Below are 25,612 nucleotides of genomic sequence, written 5' to 3' on the forward strand. Positions count from 1 at the left end.
CTCTATCCTTCCAATGTCATTAAGCTTAGTTGAGAAAACGGGCACTTGTATTTAAGTGCCCGCTAAGAGTTTGTCGTTTAAGATTTTTACATCATGTCCGTGACAAGGCCTGCTGCCACAAAAAACACGATCATCCATAGCACCGATAGGTTGACCTTTTTGTGTAGATAGAAACCCGCAATCACTAACGCCATGTCGATGGGAGCAACAACTGCGCTGCTAAATACTGGCTGGTAAAGTGCCGCGAGTAGCAACCCTACTACCGAGGCATTTACACCGTTGATGGCGCCGGAGACCAGCGGTTTGCCTGCCAGTGCTTGCCAGTTTTTAAGAACGCCAAGCAGTAAAAGAAAACCTGGGAGGAATACGCCAAGCGTTGCGATCAGCGCGCCTAAAATTGGCGTATCCGAAAGCTCATAGCCGATAAAAGTCGCAAAGGTGAACATTGGCCCCGGCACAGCTTGTGCAGCGGCGTAGCCTGTTAAAAATGCATCTTGGCTAAGTTGGTCACCAACAATGTTTTGCAGAAGCGGCAGCACCACATGGCCGCCACCAAACACTAAGCTACCAGCTTGGAAAAAATCACTAAACAGCCCAAGCAAAGGCAACGTATGAGCTACTAACGGCAAGCCGAGTAAAAGCACCGCAAATAGAGCCAATGGCACGATAGACGGTTTAAACGGCTCGGCTGAGGGCGCGGAGTCTTTCTTCAGATATCGCATACCGACAAAACCTGCTACGAGCAACACGAACATTTGCGTCATGATGCTTGGTGCCACCAGCAACGCAATCGCAGTCGCGACGCACAAAACCGTGGTCAGTTTACTTTGGCAGAAGTTTTTGTACATGCCCCAAGTCGCATCCGCCACGACGACGACTGCGAGCAGTTTTAGGCCGTGAACGATGTTTTGGAACACTGCGGTGTCGGTGATTTGGCTGCTCACCATTGCCAGCGCCAACATGATGATCACCGAAGGAAGCGTGAATCCGACAAATGCTGCGCATGCGCCACCTAAACCGCCGCGTTTATAACCTAAAGCAAAGCCGACTTGGCTTGAGCCGGGTCCCGGCAAAAACTGACTGAGTGCGACGATTTGTGCGTACTCGCTGTCATCAAGCCATTTCAGTTTCTCAACAAAGGTTTGGCGAAAATAACCAATATGAGCCGCAGGGCCGCCGAAGCTGAACCAACCCAGCCAGAAAAAAGTTTTGAATATGGTGAACATGTCGAGCCCGTTTGTCTAAAAAGCATTGTTGCTAATTTATCGAATGCTCTAAAATGACTCAAATTGATGATTTTAATTTCATCTATGAATGAAACGGGATGAGGATGTTGGAGTGAAAGAGGACATTCAGTGGCGCAACATTGACTTGAACTTATTGGTGACGTTTTCCTACTTGTATCGCCATCGAAGCGTTAGCGTCGCGGCAGAGAAAAGTTACGTTAGCCAGTCGGCGATGAGCCATAGTTTGTCTCGTTTAAGGTTGTTGTTTGATGACCCGCTTTTTGAGCGAAAAGGGCACAAGATGGAGCCCACCGAGCACGCTCACCACATCGCGCCAACTGTGCATCACTTGTTGGATTCTATCGCCAAAGACTTGCTCACTAAGTCTGCCTTCCAACCTGAAAATTACGCGGGTGTATGTCGCATCGGGTTAACGGATTATGCCGAGTTTATTTTTGCTCCTCGGCTTTATGACGAAATACGCCAGCGCGCACCAGAGGCGCAGATCAGTTTTATTAACGTCAATCGTAGCAACTACGTGGCATTAACTGAGCACGAAAAGCTCGATGTCATGATTGGCAGCATGCCGGTGTTGGATGACAACTTTGAGAGCTTGTACTTGTACACGGAAAAACATGTGTGTATGTGTGATAAACAGGTGTTGAAAGGGGAAACACAGCTGTCTCTGGAAGCGTTCGCGAACATAGAGCAAGCTCTGGTAAGTCCCGATGGGAGCTTAAAGACACAAGTAGACCAAAAGCTCGCAGAACATGGCTTGAGCCGTAAAGTCACCGTGGCGTCGCGCAACTTTCTCACCATTCGGCATTTATTGAAAAAGCGCGATCTCATTGCCATCGTGCCAGAAAAAATGGCGTTGGCGGAGGGCTTTTCGGACGATCTCATTACTGTTAAGCCGCCGATCGCCGTTGCGGATTTTGATATTTCCATGCTGTGGCATTCCAGCCGAAACAATGAAGACAAAGGCATCTGGCTACGTGAGTTGGTTTCTTCGACCATCACCTCTCACATATAAAAAAGGGCACCAAAGGGTGCCCAGAATGTTTGTCATTGAAAGTCTGTGTTATACCGCTTGCGAAGCTGGCGCGGCTTCTTTTATACGCTCTTCCTGATTCAATGATTTTTCGTATTGGCTGTACTTCCACCAAGCAAAGCCAAGGAAAATCACGATACCGCCAACGTTGTAGAAAATGATGGTCATGATGTCGGCCCCTGTAGGGAAGGTCGATGCTAAGAAACCAACCGTAAAGATAGCGATCAGTACCGATACGGTAGCGATGCCCATTTTGCGTGAGCCCATTTTGAAATCACGCTCTACGTGATCCAGTTTCAAGCGCAGATTCAGGTACGCCAACATGATGAACAATGGTGGGAGCATGGATGCCGCTGCGGTCATGTTGATCACGGTGTTCATCAGATCTTGAGCGGTGTTAGAACCTAATGTTGGGATGATCATCAGTGGGATAACGATAAGGAACTGATACCAAGCTGCGCGAGCTGGTACGCCGTTTTCGTTCAGCTCTACGGTTTTCTTACCAAAAATGCCTTCTGGAATCTCAGAGAAGAAGATTTTCACTGGCGTTGCTGTCCACATCAGTAGAGAGCCAAACATAGCGGTGAAGGATACCAAGCCTACAAAGCGGTTCATCAATACTTCTGGCAAACTAAAGTACGCAGCCAAACCTTCAAATACTTGTACCGAGCCACCCGTGTATTTTAGGGTTTCGCTAGGAACAAACACGTTAATCAACACAGACGCGACTGAGTAAAGTACACCGATAAAGATACCTGCGATGATGATGACTTTAACGAACGATTTCGAGCCGCCTTTCACATCGTTTACGTAAACCGCGACCGATTCCGCACCGCCTGCCGCCATAAAGATCCATGTAGTAATGCCTAAAAATGCCCAGCTGAAATCAGGGATCATCGCTTCTACAGTAATTGGGTCAGCTGGTTCTACGCCGCCGATCAACGCAGCGCCGGCCAGTAAAATATACGACATTGTCAGTAGCAGCATGAGGGAGGAGGTCACCGACGTAATTGGCCCCAACATTTTCGCGCCGTTTGTCGATACGTAGGTCGCAAACGCAAACAAAATCATACTGAGCACGGTAGTGGTGAATGGCGTCAGAATGTATTCATAGCCCAAGAACGCGTAAGACGCATAAGCGATAACGCGCGGTAGCAAGGACGTGAAAAAGAATAGGTTAACGAACCAGTAAGTGTAGGCAGAGATAAACGCCCAGCGACCGCCGAGTGAGCTTTTTACCCATGCGTAGACCCCCGCTTCAGAATCTTTATTCAGAGATACGAATTCTGCGATGATCAAACAGAAAGGGATGAAATAAAAAATGGTCGCCAGAAAGAACATTGGCGCAGAAGCTAGACCGATCTCGATATTGTTATTGATTACGTTATTAAAGCTAAATACTGCGGCAAAGGTGAGGGACAACAACCCGAATTTGCCTATCGTATTACGTTTGGATTCAGACATGTTCTATCTCCGGTGAATCACGTTGGAATTGTAGGGAGGAAGGGCTTGTAATGCTGTGACCACAGCCCTTCTCTTGTTTTATTTATTTAGGAAGTAGCCATCTTCGATGGTCACTTTGAGCACCACTTTTCTTACGCGGTTGTCTCCATGGAAGCGGTACGCTTCACTGTTTTCAAAAATCGCCACTTGGCCTTCGCAAAGCTCACGTGTTTCACCCTGACCAGAAAAAAATTCGCGGTCGGTTTCATCACGATAAGCTTGTTCTAGTGTCAACGCGGTTTTATCCGCGAACTCAACGGTTTCTCGGCCTTCGAGGTAGTAATGCACATCGAAGTAACGACGGTTACCGATGAACATTTCGGTTTGTTTCGCGATGCCATCTTCAACCATGTAAACCAGTGAATCGCCAATCGAGTGCATCACGCCATCTTTGATGTTGCCGATGTTGCCAATGGCTTCCACACAGCGGTTCCATTTACGACCGTTGCGATATACCTGTTTGAATTGCTCTAAGCTGTCTAACACGATCATGAGTTACGCCTCGTTGACTGATTGAGTATTGGTTTGAGTGAAAAACGCGTTGTCGAAATCATGGTTTGCCATCACGTGTGCGTTGCAATCGCCTGCTTGCAGTGGCATCAGCGTCAAACCGTAACGGAACTCGTCCATGTACACGCGGTAAGAGTCGAGCACTTCGCTGCCCCATGAGTTCGAGCCTAACCCCATCACTTGATGGTCAAGGTTAAGGGTGATGTAGCCACTCTTTTCTAGCTCGATCGTATGTTGCGCTTCATGCAGATTTTGGTTGGTGTAGAACCACGCGCTGAAGTTGATTTCTTGTTGAGGTTTCACCAATAACCCTGTGCCATGACGGTTGGTGAGTGAGGCCCAGCGCACGTGTTGGCGGTTGCCATTGTTTTGCGGGAACGGGTAGTTCTCGAACATGTCCTCGACGGTGCTGTGGTAAACATCAATGAGGTTGGCTTGGCAACTGTCTTGGTAGTTTTCTTCTGGGCCACGACCGTAGTAACTCACTTGATCAAAGCTGCCGTTGATGCCCAAATCCAAGCCGATGACCGGAATCACGTGAGGGTAGTCGCCGTAGCGTTCGCCACTCAGTTCCACGTTCAAATGGCCTTGAGCATTGATTTGATAGCGATAGGTACAACGCATGCCAAAATCAAAGACCGGCGGCGCAATGATGCTGGTGGTCGTAATCAAGACGGAATCATTGGTTGCTTCCACAGCAAGTGTGCGGAAGTGCTCCTGCATGATTTGCAGATGCGCTGGATGCCACAAACCTTCATACTCTTGTTTGTGGTTATCAATCATCGGTTTGAAGAAGTTCAGTCTAGGCTCTGATTGAATGATCTCTTCGCCATTTACGCGCCAAGAAGTCAGCTTGCCGTTTACTTTCGAGAAAGTAAGCGCGAAGTTATGACCTGTGATCACGTGCTCTAGGCGGCTTTCTTCAAGCGCCAAGGGTTGAATATTGTGGTTGACCAGCGCAGGCAACGTCGCGGTGTTTTCTTTCAGTTGGAACTGATACACCGCAATTTCATGGTTGGCTTCGCTGTAAAGCGTGCGACTGTCTTTGCGTACGGTGAAGTTAACAAAGGCTTCGCGCTCATCCAATTCTGGCAAGTCGATGGTCACTTCACGTTCGCTGTTGGCGACCAAAGCTTCGACTTTGAATTGCACGCTACGCAGGGTTTCACCTTCGGCACGCACGTCAGCAATAATGGTGTAATCATCGAGGCTGGTGAACCACAATTTGTTCTCAACGATAAAGCGGTCATGGCAACCTTCAACGGCGCGGATTTTCACCGGTGCAATGACTTGTTTGTATTCTTTGAGACCTGGGCCTGGGGTTTGATCTGGGTAAATCAGACCATCCATGCAGAAGTTGTAGTTGTTTGGGTAGTCGCCGTAATCGCCGCCATATTTGTAGAACTCTTGGCCGTGTTCATCGCGCGCTAGAATGCCGTGATCACACCATTCCCAAACGTAGTGACCTTGAATGTGGTCGTGCGCATAGAACACATTTTGATATTCGGTTAAACCACCCGGTCCGTTACCCATCGCGTGGGCGTATTCGCAGATGATGCGTGGCTTCTCGTGTGGGTGCTCGCCAAAGTAATTCATCAGTTGTGCGCGCGAGTACATAGTGGAAATCACATCCACCACTTCAGCATCGCGGTCTTCTTCGTAGTGAACCAAACGGGTGTCATCAAGGGCTTTGGTTGCGGCGTACATGGCGCGGATGTTACAGCCATAACCCGATTCGTTACCGAGTGACCACATGATGATCGAAGGGTGGTTCTTTTGCGCATGAACATGACGCACTGCGCGATCGACAAACACCGCTTCCCAAGCAGGATCATTGGTGATACGGCTCAGGTCGCCAACGTTGGCAAAGCCGTGGGTTTCCACATCGGTTTCTGCCATCACAAACAGGCCGTAAATATCACACAACTCGTAGAAGCGTGGGTCGTTCGGGTAGTGTGCGGTGCGAACTGAGTTGATGTTGTGTTGCTTCATCAAAATCAGATCTTTTTCCACTCGGTCCATGCCCACTGCGCGACCTTTTAGGTGGTCGTTGTCATGACGGTTGACACCATGCAGCATCACGTATTGATTGTTGATGTAAAACAGGCCATCACGCACCTTGATATCACGGAAACCCACGCGTTGTGGGATCACTTCCACTACGTTGCCTTGGTGATCTTTTAAGGTGATGAACAAGTGGTAAAGGTAAGGGTTTTCAGCCGTCCAATGCGTTGGATTCACCATATCAATCGCAAAGCTTGTTGAGTGGTGGTTTTGGATAGTCATTGAATCGCATTGACCACTGGCTACGACAGTGCCTTTGTCATGCAGCGCGTATTCCAGCGTATAGCCTGACGCGATAGCGGTGGAAAGGTTTTCTAATTCGACTTGAGCACTGAGCGTCGCACTTTGGTAATCGTCGGCGAAATCGGTGCGAATGGTGAGATCTTGGACGTGAATCTGCTCTTTGCCCATAAGATAAACATCGCGGAAGATCCCCGCCGTCCACCACATGTCTTGGTCTTCAATGTAAGTGGAATCGGCCCACTGCATCACTCGTACAGAGAGTAAGTTTTCGCCTTGTTGGACGAACTTGGAAATGTCGAATTCCGCTGTGAGTCGGCTGCCTTTACTAAAGCCGACGTACTCGCCGTTTACGTACACTTCAAAGTAGGTTTCCACGCCGTCGAACTTGATGATGGTTTGTTGGTTATCCCACTGTGGACCAAGTGTAAATGTGCGTTGATAAGCGCCCGTTGGGTTGTCGGTTGGCACAAACGGGACATCGATCGGGAATGGGAAGCCTTCATCGGTGTATTGCAGATCGCCGTGGCCTTCCATTTGCCACATGTTTGGGACGGTAATGCGTCCCCAGTCGTTCATTGTTTGTGAGTAAAACTCATCAGGTACCAACATTGGGTTGGTGAAATAACGGAATGTCCATTGGCCGCTGAGCAACATAAAGCGGCGACTCCGTTCACGTTGAAAGGTTTGTGCGCTCTGAACAGAGTCGTAGGAGAAAAAGTACGCACGTGGTGCCATACGATTCTCGTGTAAGTGTTGGAAGTTTTCCCAATTGTTCACGTTTTGATCTCCCCTCGGCTTGGTGCGCTTATGTTGGAGTGCGGATTGGTTTCATCGCGGCTCAACATCAGTGCAAAAACAACGGCCGATGTATTGTGAAAAATGCTTATGAATAATCTGAGAAAGATATTAGTAAAAGTTTTACTAAAATAAATTAGTGAAAACGTTTTACTTTAACTTGGTCACGTTTTAAATGACCAATGTTGAGCAAGATGTGATCAGCGTAAAGGAATGCGTTCTAGATTGTTTTGGAAAGTAAAAACAGTAAAAATTCGGTAGAAAATAAAAGAAGAAATAAAAAAGCACTGAAAATTCAGTGCCTTATTTGAGCAGTTTTGAGGGTGTTTTTATCGAGTTGTGCCGCGTAGCTTGAGCTTGCTTGGAACGTGCACTTGAAGGGGCAGTGCGCGTCCGTCACGGTATTTTTCTACTAACAAGTTCACGCCTTGAATACCCATCATTTCAGAATGAATACGAACGGTAGATAGAGGTGGGAAGGTAAAGCGCGCGGTAGGGATGTCGTTCACGCTGATCAGCGCAATATCATCAGGAATGTTTAAACCAAACTCATGCACTGCTCGTAACACACCAATCGCAATGGAGTCCGAAGCAATGAACATCGCTTTTGGGAAATCGCCTTTGGCCAGCATCTCTTTCGCTAAGTCATAACCGGACAAGCTAGAGAAATCGCCACGATAAATGTCGTCTTCAGAAACCACACCTTTTAGACTGCCGTAGTCCACAAACGCATTTTCACGAATGTCTGCGGTGTTGGGCTCGTCTTGTCCACCAATAAAGCCGATGCGCTCGTAGCCTTGTTGTACAAAGAAATCAACCACTTGCTTGCTGATTCTTACAAGGTCGATATCAACGCAATCGTAAGGGCTAGTTGGATCTGAAAAGTCGATGTAACAGATGCTATCGGCTAAGCGTTTAGGTAACTTATTGACCACCTTTTGGTCGACTTTCCCGACTAAAAGGACACCCGTAATCTTTTGCGTTTCAACATCAATTTCGCTGTTGTAGCAATTGGTTAGCGTAATGCCGAGTTTGTCGCACTGAGTTTCAATCCCATGACGAATCGACAAGTAGTACGGGTCGTTCACTTCTGCTTCTTGTTTGTAATTGTACAAGGCCAAAAAGTGATGTTTTTGCTTGGCTTCTTTGGTGGCTTTCTTCGAGCTGCTGGTGCGGTACTCCAGCTTTTCTGCGATTTCTAAAATGCGGCGTTTGGTTTCTTCTTTAACGCTCAACGTCGGATCGTCATTCAAAACTCGCGATACGGTTGCAAGTGAGACGCCCGCTTCAGTGGCGATATCTTTTAGTGTTGCCATGTACATTTCCCGTTGGCATTGCTCACAGTCCAAGTGAGAACTCAATAATCTGGCTATTGTAAACAGCTACTTAGGGATGCACAAACTTTTAGTAAAATCGTGAGATCCACGAAAGAGAGCGGTATCTGCTCGACTCATCTTCACAGCTCATCATCTTCTTGGTTTAATTTAACTAAAGTTAGCATCTAAAATAAAGCTTTTGTGTAATTTTGTGGAAACGTTTACACAATTTGAATTCGATCACGGATCTGGATCGAGATTGGTTGCTAGACTTTTAGCCAGTTAAGAAATGGGCGTTCCGATTCGATGCAATGGCGATTGGCTTTTAGCGCATCAGAGTGAGGTATGAACAGAAAGCAGCAAACGTGGAGAAGCAAAAAGTGAAAGTTCTTGTCACAGGCGGTATGGGATACATCGGTAGTCACACTTGCGTTCAGATGATTGAAGCGGGAATGGAACCTATCATCGTTGATAACTTGTGTAACGCCAAACTGGAAGTGTTAAACCGTATTGAAGCGCTGACTGGCAAACCGCCTGCTTTCCACCAAGGTGACATCCGTGACGAAGCCTTTTTGGATACGGTATTCGCGCAGCACGACATCCAAGCCGTGATCCACTTTGCTGGCCTCAAAGCGGTTGGCGAATCGGTGGCAAAACCACTTGAGTACTACGACAACAACGTCAATGGCTCATTGGTGTTGGCGCGCAGCATGCGTAAAGCGGGCGTGAAAAGCATCGTATTCAGTTCATCGGCAACGGTTTACGGTGACCCTGAAATAGTGCCGATTACGGAAGATTCACCAACAGGCGCAACCACCAACCCATACGGACGCAGCAAATATATGGTGGAGCAGTGCTTAAGCGATCTGTTCCATGCTGAAAACGACTGGAGCATCACCTTACTGCGTTACTTCAACCCAGTTGGCGCGCACCCATCGGGCTGCATGGGGGAAGACCCACAAGGCATTCCCAATAACCTGATGCCATTTATCGCTCAAGTCGCTGTTGGTCGCCGAGAAAAACTCGCGGTATTTGGTAACGACTATCCAACCCCTGACGGCACTGGCGTGCGTGATTACATCCATGTGATGGATTTGGCCGACGGCCACATCGCCGCATTGAAATCGGTGGGTGAGAAATCGGGTTTGCACATTTACAACTTAGGTACAGGTAAAGGCTCGAGCGTACTTGAGATGGTGGATGCGTTCGCGGCCGCTTGCGGTAAACCTGTGCCTTACGAGTTATGCCCGCGTCGTCCTGGGGATATTGCTGAATGTTGGGCAAGCACGGAAAAAGCTGAGCGTGAGCTAGGCTGGAAAGCAACACGCACGGTAGCTGAAATGACCGCTGATACGTGGAACTGGCAGTCAAACAACCCTAATGGCTATTCCCCGGAGTAATTACAGTCGCCGCGTTGCCATCTGCGCTTCTCACGGTTTTGGGAAGCTGAGTTTGAAGAATTTTAAAGAGTTGAGTAAGTAACATGTCGAATGTCGAATTTAACCCAGTGGATCATCCACACCGCCGTTACAACCCTCTGACTGGGCAATGGATTTTGGTTTCACCTCACCGTGCAAAACGCCCTTGGAGCGGCGCAGATGAAAAGCCCGCATTGGATGAGCTACCAAGCTATGACGGTAAATGTTTCCTTTGTCCAACCAACGAACGTATCTCTGGCGATGTTAATCCAGACTACCAAGGCACCTATGTGTTCAATAACGATTTTGCTGCGCTGATGGTGGATTCACCAGATGCACCGGAGTCAAACAACCCGCTATTCAAAACGCAAGGCGTGCGTGGTTTGAGCCGAGTGATTTGCTTCTCGCCAGATCACAGCAAAACCTTACCAGAGCTGCCAGTGGATAAAATTCGTGGCGTGATTGATACATGGAATGAGCAAATTGAAGAGCTCGGCAAAGAGTACGTTTGGGTTCAGGCGTTCGAAAACAAAGGCGAAACCATGGGCTGTTCTCAGCCTCATCCGCACGGTCAAATCTGGGCGAACAGCTTCTTACCAAATGAAATCGAGCGCAAAGAGCACAACCTAAAAGCCTACTACCAAGAACATGGCAGCAACTTGCTGGTGGATTACGTGCAAGCGGAACTCAAAGACGGTTCACGCATTGTGGTGGAAACCGAACACTGGCTGGCGGTGGTGCCTTACTGGGCTGCTTGGCCGTTCGAAACCATGTTGTTGCCGAAAATGCACATTCGTCGCATGAGCGAACTCAGCGATGAGCAACGAGACGATTTAGCGCTAGCGATTAAGAAGCTGACCAGCCGTTACGACAATTTATTCCAATGCTCTTTCCCTTACTCGATGGGCTGGCACTACGCGCCGTTTTTTGACCAAGGCACAGACATCGACCATTGGCAGCTTCATGCGCTTTTTTATCCGCCACTACTGCGTAGTGCCACGGTTCGTAAGTTCATGGTGGGCTACGAAATGCTGGCAGAAAGCCAACGTGACCTCACCGCAGAGCAAGCGGCGCAGCGTCTGCGTGATGTAAGTGATGTCCACTACAAAGAATGCTAAGTCTTTAAATTGGACTGATTACGAATAACGGGATGGCGCGACTTTACAGATAGAAAGTTAGGCTCAACGCGCTATCCCACACAAATTACTATTTTAAGAGAACGTCCCTATGTCTGAACTTATCCAAAATGTGAAAGCGTCATTTGAGCAAGTGTTGGGCTACGCACCTAGCCATATTATCCAAGCGCCTGGTCGTGTGAACTTGATTGGTGAGCACACCGATTACAACGATGGTTTTGTCCTACCGTGTGCCATTAACTACCAAACGGTCGTGGCGGCGGCAAAGCGTGAAGACAATATCGTGCGTGTGGTGTCGGTCGATTACGGTAACGTAGTTGACGAATTCGATATCACGCAAGCCATTACCTTCCAGCAAGACAAAATGTGGGCGAACTACATTCGCGGCGTGGTGAAGTGTCTTCTGGCGCGCGGCTACCAGTTTACTGGGGCGGATATTTCAGTCAGCGGCAACGTACCTCAAGGCGCGGGTTTGAGCTCATCGGCGGCATTGGAAGTGGTGATCGGTCAAACGTTTAAAGTGCTGTTTAACCTTGAAATCAGCCAAGCCGAAATTGCTTTAAACGGTCAGCAAGCCGAGAACGAATTCGTCGGTTGCAACTGCGGCATCATGGATCAAATGATTTCAGCGGAAGGGCGTGAAAATCATGCGATGCTATTAGATTGCCGTAGCCTTGAAACTGAAGCGGTCTCTATGCCAGAAGAGATGGCCGTCATGATCATCAACTCGAATAAAAAACGTGGTTTGGTCGACAGTGAATACAACACTCGTCGTCAACAATGTGAAGAAGCGGCACGCATTTTCGGTGTGAAAGCTTTGCGTGATGTGACGATTGAGCAGTTCAACGAGAAAGTCGCTGAGCTGGATGAAATGGTGGCCAAGCGTGCTCGTCACGTCATCACAGAAAATGATCGTACTGTGGAAGCGGCGCAAGCGCTACGAGCACACGACATGAAGCGCATGGGTGAGCTGATGGCCGAGTCTCATGCCTCGATGCGCGATGATTTCGAAATCACGGTAAAAGAAATCGATACGCTGGTGGAGATAGCCAAAGAGGTGATTGGCGATCAAGGCGGCGTGCGCATGACTGGCGGTGGCTTTGGTGGTTGCATCGTGGCACTTGTACCGCCAGCACTGGTTGATGATGTGAAAGCGGCAGTTGAAGTGAAGTACCAAGCAGCTACGGGCTTAAAAGAGTCGATTTATGTTTGCCAAGCCAAAAATGGTGCGGGTTTGGTTGAAGTGCTGTAAGGAATGATGATGAAAGCCTATTTTCAACAACTAGAACAAGCGATGGCGCAAACGCCGTCGTTTGATGGCCAAACTGTGAATCTGATTCATTTGACCAACGCGAATGGTATGACAGCGTCGTTTATGGATATCGGTGCGACGTGGTTGAGTTGCACATTACCGGTAAATGGTGAAAACCGTGAAGTGTTGTTGCGCTCACCAAATATGGCTGAACACATGAAGCAAGACGCTTACTTCGGTTCCATTGTTGGCCGCTTTGCTAACCGAATTGCGAAAGGGCAGTTTGAGATCGACGGAGAGAAGTATCAACTTGGTATCAATAACGGTGAAAACTCACTGCACGGTGGCCTAGAAGGGTTTGATAAACGCCGCTGGAAGGTTGAAGAGCAAAATGATCAACAGGTCACTTTTTCACTTCGCTCCCCGGACGGTGACCAAGGCTATCCGGGAAATCTCGATGTGAAGGTGACGTACACGCTCACTGACGAGAATGAACTAGCTATCGCCTATGATGCTACGACCGACAAAACATCACCAGTGAATTTAACCAATCACGCCTACTTTAACTTGGCTGGTGAGGCGAGCCGCGCGAAAAGTTTGGATCATACTTTACAGCTCAATGCTGGGCATTACTTGCCAACGGATGCGGGGTTAATTCCTACCGGTGAACAAAAAACAGTTTCGGGTACCAGTTTCGACTTCACCGAGCCAAAATCGATTGGCCAAGAATTTCTTGCTGAGCAAGATCAGAAAACTGCTGGTGGCTACGATCACGCCTTTGTATTCATGCCTGAAGTGACCGATGGCGTATCTGTCGCTGCGGTTTTAATTGCACCAAAAGAAGATGTGGTGATGAAGGTGAAAACCACCAAGCCTGCCATCCAGTTTTATTCAGGTAATTTCTTAGCCGGTACGCCAGGTGCAAGTAAAACTTACGAACGCTATGACGGCCTTGCGTTGGAAACGCAGTACTTTCCAGACGGGCCAAACAAACCAGAATGGGGACTCAACAATGGGGTGTTGAGCTCTGGGGATTGCTATCAGCATCAAACTACTTATCAGTTTGAATTTTAGATAGCACTTCTGCCCTTTGAACTTGCAGCGGCAGCGATGCTGCAACTCCAACGACTTTGGGTGTTATGGTGGGCTACATACCCACCTTTTTTGTTTTTATCGAAGAGGTTCGAACGATGAGCTCACCCTCTACTTTGCGTTTGTTAGAAAGCAACGGTTGCCCTTCAATCAGTGCCATCAACGATTCGATTGCGAGTTTACCCATGTCTGAGTAGGGCAGTTCAACCGACGTTAATGCTGGAAAGCTTTCAGAGGCGATTTGCTGATTATCGTAACCGACAACGGCAACATCCTGAGGAATCTTCAACCCCAATTCCGCTATCGCTTGGTAGCACCCCATTGCCATATAGTCGCTGCCACAGAAAATCGCTTCCGGCGGCTGCTCCATATTCAGTAGAGACAGTGTTTGCTGGTGCGCTTCTTTTAGCGACCAGTTTGCATCGACTAAATACTCTGAGTTAGGAATGATGTCTGCATCAATGAGAGCCTGACGATAACCATCGGCACGTTGCTTACTGGCTAGCATCCAACTTTCACCAGACAGCATGGCAATGCGACGATAACCTTGCGCTGTGAGGTGTGAAACTGCTTTGTAAGCTCCAATCATATCGGCCGGCAAAATACTTGGCGTTTCGGTGTGTTCTTCGTTGGTGCAGTTCAGCAGCACAGTCGGTAAGGAAGTTGTGACGCGTTGCTGCTCCAACTCTCGCGTCATACTGGATGCGTAAACCAAGCCTGCGTAATCACCGCCGTTGATCTCCGACTCAATCTTGCTTGCCAACACTTCATCATGGCTGTAATTGAACGTCACCAAAATGTAGTCGTTTGACCACGCTTCTTCTCTCGCTGCATTTATGGCATCGATAAATGGGTCATAACTGGTTAAGCCGTTGATCACCAATGCGATCTTTTTAGGGCGTCCCAAAGCATGGGCAACCTTTTTGTTTTTGTAGCCAAGTGATTCTGCGGTTTCGAGCACTTTACGTTTGGTCGCTTCCGCGATTTTTACGGAAGTTGAGCCATTCAATACCAGCGATACGGTCGACTGAGAGACGCCAGCCGCCGCCGCAATGTCACTCATGGTGATTTTTTTAGCCATTCTGCTCTTTTACGTAATTTCGTTAGCTAAAGATATTAGCTAAAGATTAAGTTCGGATCATCCTTTAAAGATAAAGATCACAAAAGTAAGTCAGAGCAACTTAAAAGCTGTGATTTTCACCACGTTTATTCTTTGAGCACCTAGTCATTAAATTATTAATTAATATATTAGCTAATATTATTAGTTAATAATTTAGTTTTAAGGTGAGTAAGATGAAAAGATGGTCGGAAGAGAAAGCGTGGCAATGGCAAAAAGAGCATGGCTGGCTACGTGGCTTTAACTATTTACCGCGCACAGCGGTTAACTGGAATGAGATGTGGCAAGCGGAATCTTTTGCACCTGAGGTGATGGAACAAGAGTTAGCTTGGGCGCATGATGTGGGTTACAACACTTTACGTACCAACTTACCATTTATAGTTTGGCAAGCGGATCGCGATGGTTTACATGCGCGAATTGAGCGCTTTCTGGATATTTGCGAACGCAATCAAATCAAAGTGATGCTCACGCCGATGGATGACTGCGGTTTTTCGGGCGACCATCCTTATCTTGGTGAACAAAAAGCGCCAGTACCGGATTTGCACAACAGCCAAGCAGCAGCAAGTCCTGGTCGCAATCTGGTGATGGACAAATCTATGTGGGGTGAGGTCGAAGCGTATATTCGCGACATCATCTCTACCTACAAAAATGACCCTCGAATCGTTATTTGGGATCTCTATAACGAGCCAACCAACCGTATGATTTTCACCACTACGGGTGAGATCGCTTACGACGAAGAAATGGAAACCTTTAGTCATGAGCTGATGGAACAAGCGTTTGAGTGGGCACGTGAAGAAAACCCAACTCAGCCTCTTACCGTCGGCGCTTGGCATGCGCCAAGCATTCTTGACCGAAGCCTGCCGATTTATGAACACCCAACCGATCGCAAAGCGATGGAGCTATCGGACATCATTACTTTCCACGCTTACTTACCACTCGATCTGTTCCATAAAGCCGTTGAAATTGTAGAAAGCTACAACCGACCAATGATGTGTACTGAGTGGCTTGCTCGTCATGCGCAATCGTACATGCACGAACAGCTTCCGGTCTTTAAACAGAAAAACATTGGCTGCTACCAGTGGGGATTAGTGAAAGGAAAAACACAAACGCATCTGCCTTGGCCAGAGATAAAACGTAGCGATGCAAACTATGCGAGTCAATGGTTCCACGATCTGCTTGATGAGCAAGGACAGCCGTATGACGCAAGCGAAGTGCAATTGATCAAAACACTCGCAGAAGTGGATTAATTGCCTGTGAGCCGACTCTGAGAAATGGGTCGGTTTCTTTTTTACAATAAAATCAATTGAGACGTGAACAATGACTACTCTACAAAACAAACTCACTAATAAGGAGCTGATGTCTTACTTCGGCTATGGGGTAGGCCAGTGCTTTAGCTTTGGTCTAGTCGGCTCTTTTATTCTTTATTTCTATACCGATATTTTGGGCATTTCTCCAATTGCGGCGAGTACGATTTTTTTGATTGCTCGTGTGTGGGATGCGGTGAACGATCCGCTCATTGCCGGATACATGGACACGTTAGATTCTCGCTTTGGTAAATTCCGCCCTTACATGCTGTTTACGCCGGTTCTGATTGTTCTGGTCACGGTGGCCGCTTTCTATAACATCGATGCTGATACATCGACAAAAGTGATGTATGCCGGTATCACTTACATTCTTTGGGGTACGCTTTACACCATTTCTGATGTGCCGTTTTGGTCTATGTCTTCTGTTATGACGGATGAACCACAAGAGCGAGCAAAAGCGGCAACTTGTGCCATGTTAGGGGTGAATGCGGGTATTGGTGCGACTTTGGTTGTGTTCCCGAAACTGAGCGCTTACTTCGCTGATGGCCGCGCAGATCAGGGTTACTTACCAGCTGTGATTGTGTTGATGATTGCGGGTTTGTTCTTCATGCTGAACGGTTTTTACAACACCAAAGAACGTATCTCGACGAAGAGCTGCGAAAAAGTCACGCTAAAACAAACCTTTCAAGCCGTTCGTAGAAACAAGCCGTTATTTTTTATTCTGGCAGCGTTTTTCATGAATGTGTTTTTCAATCTAGTGAATGGCCTGTACATTTTCTTCTTCACATACAACATGGGGGACGCAGGGTTAGTCTCTCTGATTGGTACCATCACTTTGGTAAGTGCGATTGCGTGTTTGGCTACGCCTGTGCTGACAAAGCGTTTCAAAAAACGTGACATCTTTATTGCGCTGTGTGTTTTAGAGATCATCGCTCGCATTGGGTTCTATTTTACTGGCTATGATAATCCAACGGTCGTGATGGCGTGGTTAGCGGTGATTACTGGCATCTTTATGATGACCAACCCTCTTATCTCGGCCATGATTGCAGACACAGTAGAGTACTCGTACTACCACAGTGGCAAACGTACCGCGGCGATCACGTTCTCAGGACAAACCTTTACAGGCAAACTTTCTGTTGCGGTAGCGGGCGGCTTAACGGGGGTAATCTTGACGATGATTGGCTATGTACCAAATGCGGCGCAAACGGAAACCGCGCTCAATGGCATGTTCTTCTGTATTGCGTTGCTACCCGCATTGGGAGCTCTAGTGCGCATCTTCATTATGTCTCGCTACACATTTACCGAAGACCAACATGCGATTTTACGAGAAAAATTACAGCGTGGTGAGTTTGCGCAAGGCGTTGACGTTAAGTCTGTAAAACCGCACGAAGCCTTGAGCTAGAATCCATATCGTCTCGACAAGTGCTCAAATAAAAAGCCCGCTCAATAACCTGAGCGGGTTTTTCGTTTTCAAATTACAGATTATCCACCATCAACAACGCTCGACAGAATTTCTTCGTACTAACGTTGGGCTAAAAATAATGGTTTCATCTTCAACTTTTTCGTCACGAGACAGCGCCAAAGCCAAACGGGCGGCGCGTTCTGCCATCATCTCGATTGGGTAGCGAATAGTAGTCAAGCTAGGGTGAACAAAGCGGGCGATCAAGCCATCATCGAACCCGACCATAGAAACCTTACTTGGTACGTCAATGCCATTTTGATCTAACGCTGCGAGTGCGCCAGCGGCCATGTAGTCGTTGTAGGCCACCACTCCAGTAATCTCCAAAGATTTGGTTAACAGGTTGGTCATCGCAACTTCGCCACCATCACTGTTGGGCTCACCGTATTCGATGTAGCTTTTGGAGAGCTCAATACCATGTTCTTTCAATGCGGCTTGGTAACCTTGCAATCGCTCATCGGTATCTTCGATATCGTGGGATGAGGCAATACAAGCGATTTTGCGATGCCCGTGACGAATTAAATATTCTGTCGCGAGGAATGCTCCTTTGCGGTTATCAAGGGAAATACAACGTTCGGCCAGTTCTGGGATATGACGATTGATAAGCACCATACCTTTCACTTCTTGGGCATAGCCAATTAGCTCCTCATCAGATAAGCCTTTCGAGTGGATGACTATTGCATCGCAACGGCTGTTGATCAGCAATTCTAGGGCTTGACGCTCATCTTCTGGATTATGGTAACCGTTGCCAATCAAGATATGTTTGCCATTTTCGCGCGCGACATTATCGACGGATTTGACCAGCGTGCCGAAGAAAGGATCGGACACATCACTCACCAACACACCCATGGTATTTGTGCTTTGACTCACCAGTGCGCGAGCTGCGGCATTGGGTCTGTAACCCAATTTGCTCATTGCTTTGGTGACCGACTCTACCGATGATTGACTGGCTTTTGGGGACTTGTTGATCACGCGAGAAACCGTTGCGACCGAAACACCGGCTTCTTTCGCGACATCCTTGATCGTTGCCATATAGAACCTTTAGTGGCTAAAAATTTTGACTGGAAGTATTAAACACCCATTGTGTAATAAGTGCAATTTGATAGGGAATTTGCTTTCGGAAATGAGATCTTTACCACTTGTATTTATTAAGCTTACTGATAGTGTAAACGTTATCTTTTTAGTAAAACTTTACTGAGGTTTTAATTATGGAAACTATTGCTTACTCTGATTTTGCCAAACTGGAAATTCGTACCGGAAAAATCATTGAAGTGGCTCGTCATCAAAATGCAGACAAGCTGTACATTGTGCAAATTGATATTGGTGAAAAAACACTGCAAACCGTAACCAGCTTAGTACCTTATTACACCGAGGAAGAGTTGATGGGCAAACAAGTGGTCGTGTTGTGTAATCTTGCCAAAGCCAAAATGCGCGGCGAAACCTCCGAATGTATGTTGTTGTGCGCAGAAACGGATGATGAGTCCGAAAGTGTGTTGCTTACGCCAGAAAGAGCGATGCCGACTGGGGTGAGAATTGTTTAGAGTTTAATCAAGCAAACGTTTTATTGTTCGTGTTTATGTTTTGTGTCTCATAAATAAATCAATAGGAATATATTCAACTCTATTTATAATCTCCGTGCTTTTAAAAACTGTTTAACAGTATGAAAAACATAGGAAATTATAATAAAAAAAGTATTGCCATTATTGGCTTTAGGTGCAGTGGTTGCTTCAGCGTCAGTTCAAGCAAAAGGTAACTGGTATGTTGGCGCAGATATTCTTAACTCTGATCTTGAAGTTGAAGGTCACTCTTACAGCTCTTCAGCTACAGGTTTGGGTATTGCGGTAGGTAAAGAGCTGCAATATTCAGAAAACTTCAAATTGGCTTTAGAAGGTGAGTACATTTACTACGGTAGCTTCGAAGAAAAAGCATCGGGCGCGGGTAATTGGTTAGAAGCTACTGTTGAAGGTTATTCATTCAACCTTAATGCTAAACCTAAGTACCAATTCTCTGGCACTGGTTTTTATGTTGGTGCTGTTGTTGGTCTAGGTGTAACTGGGGTTGATTTAGAGGCAAAATCAAACCTTTCTGGTTTCACTGGTAAGACTGATGGTAGCGATGCTGGCTTTAACTATGGTGCTGAAGTGGGTTATGAATTTGCTTCAGGTCTGGTTGTTTCTGGTGGCTACCGTGCTTCTACAGTAACCATCGATGTTGAAGGTGGTGGCGATCTTGAATTTGATTTTGACAGCCTGTACGTTGGCGTTGATTACAAGTTTTAAGCTCGCATAAGCAAAACATAGATACTAAAAAGGAGCCGTTAGGCTCCTTTTTTGATTAGATTGTCAATCAACTCGTAATGATGCTTTTGCACGCCTGCAAGGTTGCCATATTTAGGTTGGTGGCGGTCATTTTCTCTTGCGTGTTGCCAGCCAATGGTGTGACGCACAAAATGCTCTGCAAACGCATGAGATACTTCTAAGCAACCTGCTAGCACGGTATCGACATAGCTTTGCATGATTGGGCTTTTTACGCACGGTGGTAATGGCTCGTCTTTTACGTAAACCCAGATGCTATGTTCTTGGTTAAAGTTCGCGTCCGATTCGATTTGATCTGGCTGAATTTGAATACGATGATAACCACGCTCACGGCGATCGAATTCTGCGAGAGCTTCTTCATTCACTTCGAGTAAAACGCCGTTGACCTGCCCATCGCCTTGGTTCACAACCAGAGGAGACAGAGTATAGCTGTCATCAATCTTTCCCCAGTAGCGCACCAGTCCATGAGCAATGACGGGAATGGCTTCTCCCGTTTGTCCGGTTAACTTACGTGACGCAGAATTAATCAAACTGCCATAGCCAAATATGTACATCTTCGTTGCATCCCTTAACTCATTTTTTGTGTCTTGGACTGTTTATACCTAACCAGCCCATGAAGCACAAACTTTACCCCTTAAGTATAATCTTATTTTTTAACATGTATTTTCTATGCATGTTTATGATAGCATCAACATCGTAGTTGAGTTAACCAGCATCGAGAGACGCTTGAGGGCAAGATAATGCTGAATATCACCGATAAAAAAGTGGAAGAAAAAATCCCTGCATGGCTGCGACTAGGCTTTCGGCCGTTTTTTCTGTTTGGGTCGATTTACGCCATTGTTGCGATCGCGTTGTGGGTGTGGATATTCCAGAGCGGACAGCCAAACGCATTAGCTGTACCGGCATTATGGTGGCACGTACATGAAATGTTGTTCGGCTTTTCGATGGCGATTGTGGTTGGTTTTGTACTGACCGCGGTACAAAACTGGACTGGCATTAATGGCACCAAGCATTACACGCTTTTGGTCTTATTTGGCTTATGGCTCGCGCCCCGAATATTGCTTTGGACGTCAGCGCCGTTATGGTTAACCAGCAGCATTGAAGCGGTATTTTTGTTGTTTGTTGCCTATGAGGTAGGCATTCGTGTTTATCGAGCCAAAGGTTGGCGTAATCTGTTTTTTGTACCGCTGTTTCTTTTGGCCATTTTTGCGAACTTTGCAAGCTACGCAACAATAAAAGGCATGCCGCCGTTTAGCTCTTCTGCTGTATGGCAGGCGATGTTGTGGTGGTTTACGCTGTTATTGTCGGTCATGGGCGGACGTGTGATTCCATTCTTTACTGCGCGTCGATTTAATTTCGAAAAAGCGCAACCACTGGCTTGGTTAGAATGGTTCGCGAACTTGCCGTTGGTAATGCTATTTGTGCTGAGCTTTTTCCCTGTGACGTTTGCAGAATTAGGCAATCCGTTGATGCTGTTTGCAGGAGTTGCTCAGCTGGTGCGTTTTGTTCGCTGGAAACCTTGGTTAACCCTGAGCGAGCCTTTAGTGTGGTCGCTGCATGCTGCGTATTTGTGTTTGCCACTAAGCTTAATTTTGCGAGGCACTTGGGGAGATGCATTTGCCAGCCATAACCTGATTCACCTGTTTGCGATAGGTGCATTAGGCGGCTTGATTTTGGCGATGATCGCGCGCGTGACGATGGGGCACACTGGTCGCATGATCTACAAAGGTCCGAACATGAGCCTTGCGTTTGCGGCGATTACCGCGGCAGCTTTGGTTCGCAGTTTTGCCGTGATATTTGATCCTGCCAATATGATGCTGTGGATTGATATCAGTGGCGGATTGTGGATTGTCGCATTTGGCCTGTTTGTGTGGCGCTTTGGCGTGATGCTTATTACACCTCGCGTTGATGGTCATCCCGGATAGGGCTCTAATGTGAGTAGAGAAAGAGGAGCCGCGCGCTCCTCTTTTGATTTTTGTTCTTTATAGGATTAGTGCTTATTCGTCTTCGTCGTCCGTTTTATTCGTAAACCCCAAACGTTTGAATAGCCACCACTCTAGAGCAAAGATGACAATTAAAGCGATACAGAACCAGGTGAACGCCATGGCAGATTCCACGCCTGGCATACCGCCAATGTTGATGCCAAGCAAACCTGTAAGGAAGCTGGTTGGCAAGAAAATAGTCGCCACCAAGGTAAATAGATAACTGTTTTTATTAGTTTTCTCGTCACGATGATGTTTGATTTCTTCTTGAAAGAGTGCGACTTCTCCAAGATAAAACTCAAGTGTTTCATTTATGCGCGTAATATTATTGTGGGCGAAGCGATATTGATGGGGCCTTAAAGCCACCAACTCGGACTCTGATTCAACGAGATCACGAATAGCATATTGCTGAGGGCGAATAAAACGTTTGATGGAGATAAGCGCTTTTTGAGTCGCCATATGCTTGTACGTCGATTCATCATTCACATCAAACTGGTTTAACGTCTCTTCAATCGTATCGAGGTAAACGTCTATTTTGCTATTCAATCCTTCAATAACCTGATGAAGTAAACCAGCAAGGCTTTTCGGACCTTTATGTTCCGCCAATGCTTGACGAATTTCCATGATGGCACGCGATGGGATCTTACGTGTTGAAATCAGTGCCCCTTGAAAATAGAGAATTCGAATACTGAGCATGTCTTCTGGTGAAGCATCGCCATTCATATTGACGCCTCGTAAAATCAACATGAAGTTCTCGTCATCCAAAGGGTGGAAAGACGGTCGGCTCTCGTCGGCTAACAGGTGATCAACAGTGGCACGTGGTACTTGGTTTTGCTCTAGCCAGCCACGAATATCGGGATGCAGCCGTTCACAATGGTACCAATGTTTGGCTTGAATCTGCTCCGCCGTTGTGGATTGCTGAGTTGCTTCTGGGGTTGAAAAATCCCAATGTTCAATCATAAAACCCATTTTCTTTTCCTTGTCTGAGCCTTTCCCCAAATAACTCGGAAAGAGCCTGTTCTTCCACTGCATTTTTCCGGGAAGTGCATCAGTGATAACGTTCTGAACCCAGCGCCATGAAGTTATTCAGGGATAATTATTTAAATGAGTATGATTGCATTTAACGCTAAATGTCTATGAATAGTTGCTCTTATTTGTAATCAAGTGAAGCAAGCCAAAGTGTGGTGTAAAAACAGCAAAATAAAAAAGCCTGCAGCGAGGCAGGCTTTCTAGTGGGGAGGGGAGGAGCAGCTAGCCAACTTGAGAAAGATTAACCACTTTCTGCTGTAGCTTTTCTTTTAAATAGTCCGATAAAGCCAGCTTTTCTTCGTCGTTCATGTACAGACCAAGCTTGGTACGACGCCACAAAATGTCTTCATCGGTCATTGCCATTTCATGGTTCATTAAGTAGTCGATCTCACGTTGGTAAACACCGCCAGCTTGCGATGAGAACGCGTGTCCAAGGTCAGCTTCGCTTGCTGTGCCTTCCATTAAGTTCCACGTTTGGGTACCAAATTGTGTCACGTAACGAAGAATCAATGCTTCTGGCGCCCAAGCGTATTTAGCATGAATTTGTTTAGCTAATTGTTCACGACTACAGCTGAAGTTACCACCAGGTAGGGTTTGATTTGCCGTCCAGTCGCTTCCCATCTCTGGTAGGAAAGGAGCCAGCTTTTTCATTGCCGCTTCACCCAGCTTACGGTAGGTCGTCAGCTTACCACCAAAGACAGAAAGCAGAGGTGCATGGTCGTATTCCGCATCGAGTTCTAGCGTGTAGTCTCGTGTGATCGCTTGCGGAGAGTCAGATTCATCGTCACATAAAGGACGAACACCGCTGTATGTCCAAACCACATCTTCGCGAGTCAGCTGGTGGACAAAGTGTTGGTTTACGATGTCGATGAGGTAATCGACTTCGTCATCTGAGATTGCCACTTCGCGTGGGTCACCTTTGTATTCCACATCTGTTGTACCAATGATTGAGAACTTATCTAAGTAAGGAATCATAAATACGATGCGGTTGTCTTTGTTTTGAAGAATGTAGGCTTGCGGTTCGTTGTGGATACGAGGAACAACGATGTGCGAGCCTTTGATTAAGCGAATGTTACGAGGAGAGGCTTGCTCTAATCCATCATCAAAGAACTGTTTTACCCAAGGGCCAGCTGCGTTTACTAGTGCTTTTGCTTTGCGTTCGAAACGTTGGTCTGTCATCACGTCATGAATTGTGACATGCCAGATACCACCTTCACGGTGTGCTTTTTCTACGCGGCAGTAGTTACGTACTTCTGCATGGTTTTCACGAGCAGCCAGAACGTTAAGTAATACTAAACGCGCGTCATCAACCCAACAGTCAGAGTATTCGAAACCGGTTTTCATTTCTGGTTTTAGCAAGCCCGATTTCGCTAAGTTGACGGTTTTGCTGCCTGGCAGAGTCGTACGTTTACCCAAGTTATCGTAAAGGAACAGACCACAGCGAATCATCCAAGCTGGGCGTAGGAATGGGCGATGAGGCAAACGGAAACGCATTGGTAGGGCAACGTGAGGCGCTTTGCGAAGAATAACTTCACGTTCTGCGAGCGCTTCCGAAACCAAACGAAACTCGTAGTGTTCAAGGTAGCGTAAACCGCCGTGGATCAGTTTAGAACTTGCCGAAGAAGTAGCGGACGCGAAGTCACTTGCTTCGTATAAGCCAACACTCAAACCGCGGCCAGCTGCGTCTGCCGCAATACCAGCCCCGTTAATGCCGCCACCAATTACGATCAAGTCTAAGGTAGTGGATGAGCTAGTAGTGGAAGCATTTTTTTGTATACTCATAAATTTGACCTCTTGGTGAGCGAACGAGCATTTTAGAACATAATCTAATCCTAGCTTAGGTTTCGTTTTTGATCATCTATTATTTTCGTTTGTGAGCGTTTTGTGTGATTTAGGCACAAAAAAAACCTCTGCCTAATTAAGACAGAGGTCATTTGAGAGGCAAATTAATGATTGAAACTACTCGTTTTCGAAGTTTGTCTCGTTCGCTTCAACGACTTCAAGTGGAATTGAAGCTTCTTTTAAAATCGACAAGATTTCTTCTGGTGGCTGCTTGTTGGTAAAGATCATGTTGAGCTGAGCGATATTGCCTAGCTTCACCATGGCATTGCGCCCGAACTTGGTATGGTCGACGGCAAGAAATACACTGCGGCTGTTGTCGATGATCGCTTGTTTGACTCTTACTTCGTGATAATCAAAATCCAGCAGTGAACCATCAAAGTCGATACCACTGATGCCAAGAATGCCAAAGTCGAGACGGAACTGTTTAACGAAGTCGAGAGTGGCTTCTCCAACAATGCCGCCATCGCGACTTCGAACTTCACCGCCAGCTAAGATGACTTTGATCTCTGGGTTGGGGAAGAGAATGGTTGCCACGTTGATATTGTTGGTAACCACGCGTAGCTGTTTATGGTTTTTATTGAGCGCTCGCGCAACCGCTTCTGGTGTGGTGCCGATATCAATAAATAGAGTCGCGCCATCAGGAATGTGCTTGACCACCTCGTCTGCAATGACATCTTTTTCATTGAAGTTGAGCGCTTTACGCGTGTTGTAAGATGTGTTTTCAGAACTGAGAGGGATGGTTGCACCACCGTGATAACGACGAATTTTGTTGTCGTCGGCGAGTTCATTGAGATCGCGTCGGATGGTTTGTGGGCTGACATTGAATCTTTCTACCAACTCATCCGTGCTGACATAGCCTTGTTTTTTCACCAACTCAACAATCTGTTGGTGTCGAGGTATTTGCTTCACTTACCACTCCCTTGTGCATTGGTAACGGCCAATGCTTCAAATTCGAAGC

At 46.9% G+C, this 25,612-nt stretch carries 21 protein-coding genes; 10 read left to right on the plus strand and 11 right to left on the minus strand.

Features of this window, described 5'->3' with window-relative positions; all coding sequences use genetic code 11:
* Positions 1-86: 86 nt before the first annotated feature.
* Positions 87-1,226: a chromate efflux transporter gene (gene chrA, locus L3V32_RS06515; protein ID WP_237283998.1), complete on the minus strand. Its 1,140-nt coding sequence runs from the start codon at positions 1,224-1,226 to the stop codon at positions 87-89.
* Between the two features lie 112 nt (positions 1,227-1,338).
* On the opposite strand from chrA, the gene L3V32_RS06520 reads away from it, so the two are divergent.
* The gene (locus L3V32_RS06520; protein ID WP_374268956.1) at positions 1,339-2,259 is read left to right on the plus strand and encodes a LysR family transcriptional regulator; all 921 of its coding nucleotides are present in this window, start codon (positions 1,339-1,341) and stop codon (positions 2,257-2,259) included.
* A gap of 48 nt (positions 2,260-2,307) precedes the next feature.
* Here L3V32_RS06520 and L3V32_RS06525 read toward each other — a convergent pair whose 3' ends face one another.
* The 4 genes from L3V32_RS06525 to ebgR all read right to left on the minus strand — a co-directional run bounded on the left by L3V32_RS06525 (position 2,308) and on the right by ebgR (position 8,708).
* Entirely contained in the window at positions 2,308-3,741 is a 1,434-nt protein-coding gene (locus L3V32_RS06525; protein ID WP_047008923.1) for an amino acid permease, read from the minus strand.
* 78 nt (positions 3,742-3,819) lie between these two features.
* Entirely contained in the window at positions 3,820-4,272 is a 453-nt protein-coding gene (locus L3V32_RS06530) for a beta-galactosidase subunit beta (protein WP_005484991.1), read from the minus strand.
* A gap of 3 nt (positions 4,273-4,275) precedes the next feature.
* Positions 4,276-7,374, minus strand: coding sequence for a beta-galactosidase subunit alpha (ebgA, locus tag L3V32_RS06535; protein ID WP_237284000.1), 3,099 nt, complete (start codon positions 7,372-7,374; stop codon positions 4,276-4,278).
* A gap of 347 nt (positions 7,375-7,721) precedes the next feature.
* Positions 7,722-8,708: a transcriptional regulator EbgR gene (ebgR, locus tag L3V32_RS06540; protein WP_140375218.1), complete on the minus strand. Its 987-nt coding sequence runs from the start codon at positions 8,706-8,708 to the stop codon at positions 7,722-7,724.
* A 380-nt stretch (positions 8,709-9,088) separates the two neighbouring features.
* Between ebgR and galE the strand changes: the two genes are divergently transcribed.
* From galE to galM, 4 genes are all read left to right on the plus strand, one after another.
* Positions 9,089-10,108 carry a UDP-glucose 4-epimerase GalE gene (gene galE, locus L3V32_RS06545; RefSeq protein WP_237284222.1) on the plus strand — a complete coding sequence of 340 codons (1,020 nt, stop codon included), beginning with the start codon at positions 9,089-9,091 and terminating at the stop codon, positions 10,106-10,108.
* A gap of 83 nt (positions 10,109-10,191) precedes the next feature.
* Positions 10,192-11,244 carry a UDP-glucose--hexose-1-phosphate uridylyltransferase gene (locus L3V32_RS06550; protein WP_237284001.1) on the plus strand — a complete coding sequence of 351 codons (1,053 nt, stop codon included), beginning with the start codon at positions 10,192-10,194 and terminating at the stop codon, positions 11,242-11,244.
* Between the two features lie 109 nt (positions 11,245-11,353).
* Positions 11,354-12,514: a galactokinase gene (galK, locus tag L3V32_RS06555; protein WP_237284002.1), complete on the plus strand. Its 1,161-nt coding sequence runs from the start codon at positions 11,354-11,356 to the stop codon at positions 12,512-12,514.
* Between the two features lie 9 nt (positions 12,515-12,523).
* Positions 12,524-13,588 (plus strand): galactose-1-epimerase, encoded by a 1,065-nt coding sequence (gene galM, locus L3V32_RS06560; RefSeq protein ID WP_237284003.1) that lies wholly within the window; start codon positions 12,524-12,526, stop codon positions 13,586-13,588.
* Between the two features lie 73 nt (positions 13,589-13,661).
* On the opposite strand, the gene L3V32_RS06565 is transcribed toward galM, so the two are convergent.
* Positions 13,662-14,687 (minus strand): LacI family DNA-binding transcriptional regulator, encoded by a 1,026-nt coding sequence (locus L3V32_RS06565; RefSeq protein WP_237284004.1) that lies wholly within the window; start codon positions 14,685-14,687, stop codon positions 13,662-13,664.
* 212 nt (positions 14,688-14,899) lie between these two features.
* Here L3V32_RS06565 and L3V32_RS06570 point away from each other — a divergent pair, with 212 nt between their 5' ends.
* Positions 14,900-15,970, plus strand: coding sequence for a cellulase family glycosylhydrolase (locus L3V32_RS06570; protein WP_053312902.1), 1,071 nt, complete (start codon positions 14,900-14,902; stop codon positions 15,968-15,970).
* Between the two features lie 70 nt (positions 15,971-16,040).
* Entirely contained in the window at positions 16,041-17,429 is a 1,389-nt protein-coding gene (locus tag L3V32_RS06575; protein ID WP_237284005.1) for an MFS transporter, read from the plus strand.
* Positions 17,430-17,519: 90 nt separating this feature from the next.
* On the opposite strand, the gene L3V32_RS06580 is transcribed toward L3V32_RS06575, so the two are convergent.
* Positions 17,520-18,518, minus strand: a complete 999-nt coding sequence (locus L3V32_RS06580; RefSeq protein WP_020835443.1) for a substrate-binding domain-containing protein — start codon at positions 18,516-18,518, stop codon at positions 17,520-17,522.
* Positions 18,519-18,694: 176 nt separating this feature from the next.
* Here L3V32_RS06580 and L3V32_RS06585 point away from each other — a divergent pair, with 176 nt between their 5' ends.
* Complete coding sequence (locus L3V32_RS06585; RefSeq protein ID WP_005494151.1) at positions 18,695-19,027, plus strand: tRNA-binding protein; 333 nt, start codon at positions 18,695-18,697, stop codon at positions 19,025-19,027.
* Positions 19,028-19,168: 141 nt separating this feature from the next.
* Positions 19,169-19,765: an outer membrane beta-barrel protein gene (locus L3V32_RS06590; RefSeq protein WP_012841470.1), complete on the plus strand. Its 597-nt coding sequence runs from the start codon at positions 19,169-19,171 to the stop codon at positions 19,763-19,765.
* A gap of 38 nt (positions 19,766-19,803) precedes the next feature.
* Here the strand turns inward: L3V32_RS06590 and L3V32_RS06595 are convergent, their stop codons facing one another.
* On the minus strand, positions 19,804-20,355 hold the full coding sequence (locus tag L3V32_RS06595; protein WP_237284006.1) for a gamma-glutamylcyclotransferase family protein: 552 nt from the start codon (positions 20,353-20,355) through the stop codon (positions 19,804-19,806).
* Between the two features lie 186 nt (positions 20,356-20,541).
* On the opposite strand from L3V32_RS06595, the gene L3V32_RS06600 reads away from it, so the two are divergent.
* Positions 20,542-21,726, plus strand: coding sequence for an NnrS family protein (locus tag L3V32_RS06600; protein WP_237284007.1), 1,185 nt, complete (start codon positions 20,542-20,544; stop codon positions 21,724-21,726).
* A 72-nt stretch (positions 21,727-21,798) separates the two neighbouring features.
* On the opposite strand, the gene L3V32_RS06605 is transcribed toward L3V32_RS06600, so the two are convergent.
* The 3 genes from L3V32_RS06605 to L3V32_RS06615 all read right to left on the minus strand — a co-directional run bounded on the left by L3V32_RS06605 (position 21,799) and on the right by L3V32_RS06615 (position 25,563).
* Positions 21,799-22,752 (minus strand): CorA family divalent cation transporter, encoded by a 954-nt coding sequence (locus tag L3V32_RS06605; RefSeq protein WP_237284008.1) that lies wholly within the window; start codon positions 22,750-22,752, stop codon positions 21,799-21,801.
* A gap of 282 nt (positions 22,753-23,034) precedes the next feature.
* Complete coding sequence (glpD, locus tag L3V32_RS06610; RefSeq protein ID WP_006742413.1) at positions 23,035-24,594, minus strand: glycerol-3-phosphate dehydrogenase; 1,560 nt, start codon at positions 24,592-24,594, stop codon at positions 23,035-23,037.
* A 177-nt stretch (positions 24,595-24,771) separates the two neighbouring features.
* Positions 24,772-25,563 (minus strand): DeoR/GlpR family transcriptional regulator, encoded by a 792-nt coding sequence (locus L3V32_RS06615; RefSeq protein WP_006742414.1) that lies wholly within the window; start codon positions 25,561-25,563, stop codon positions 24,772-24,774.
* Between the last annotated feature and the right edge of the window lie 49 nt (positions 25,564-25,612).

Origin of the sequence: Vibrio sp. J2-4 (genome assembly GCF_021728155.1) — a bacterium.
Lineage (GTDB): Bacteria > Pseudomonadota > Gammaproteobacteria > Enterobacterales > Vibrionaceae > Vibrio > Vibrio diabolicus.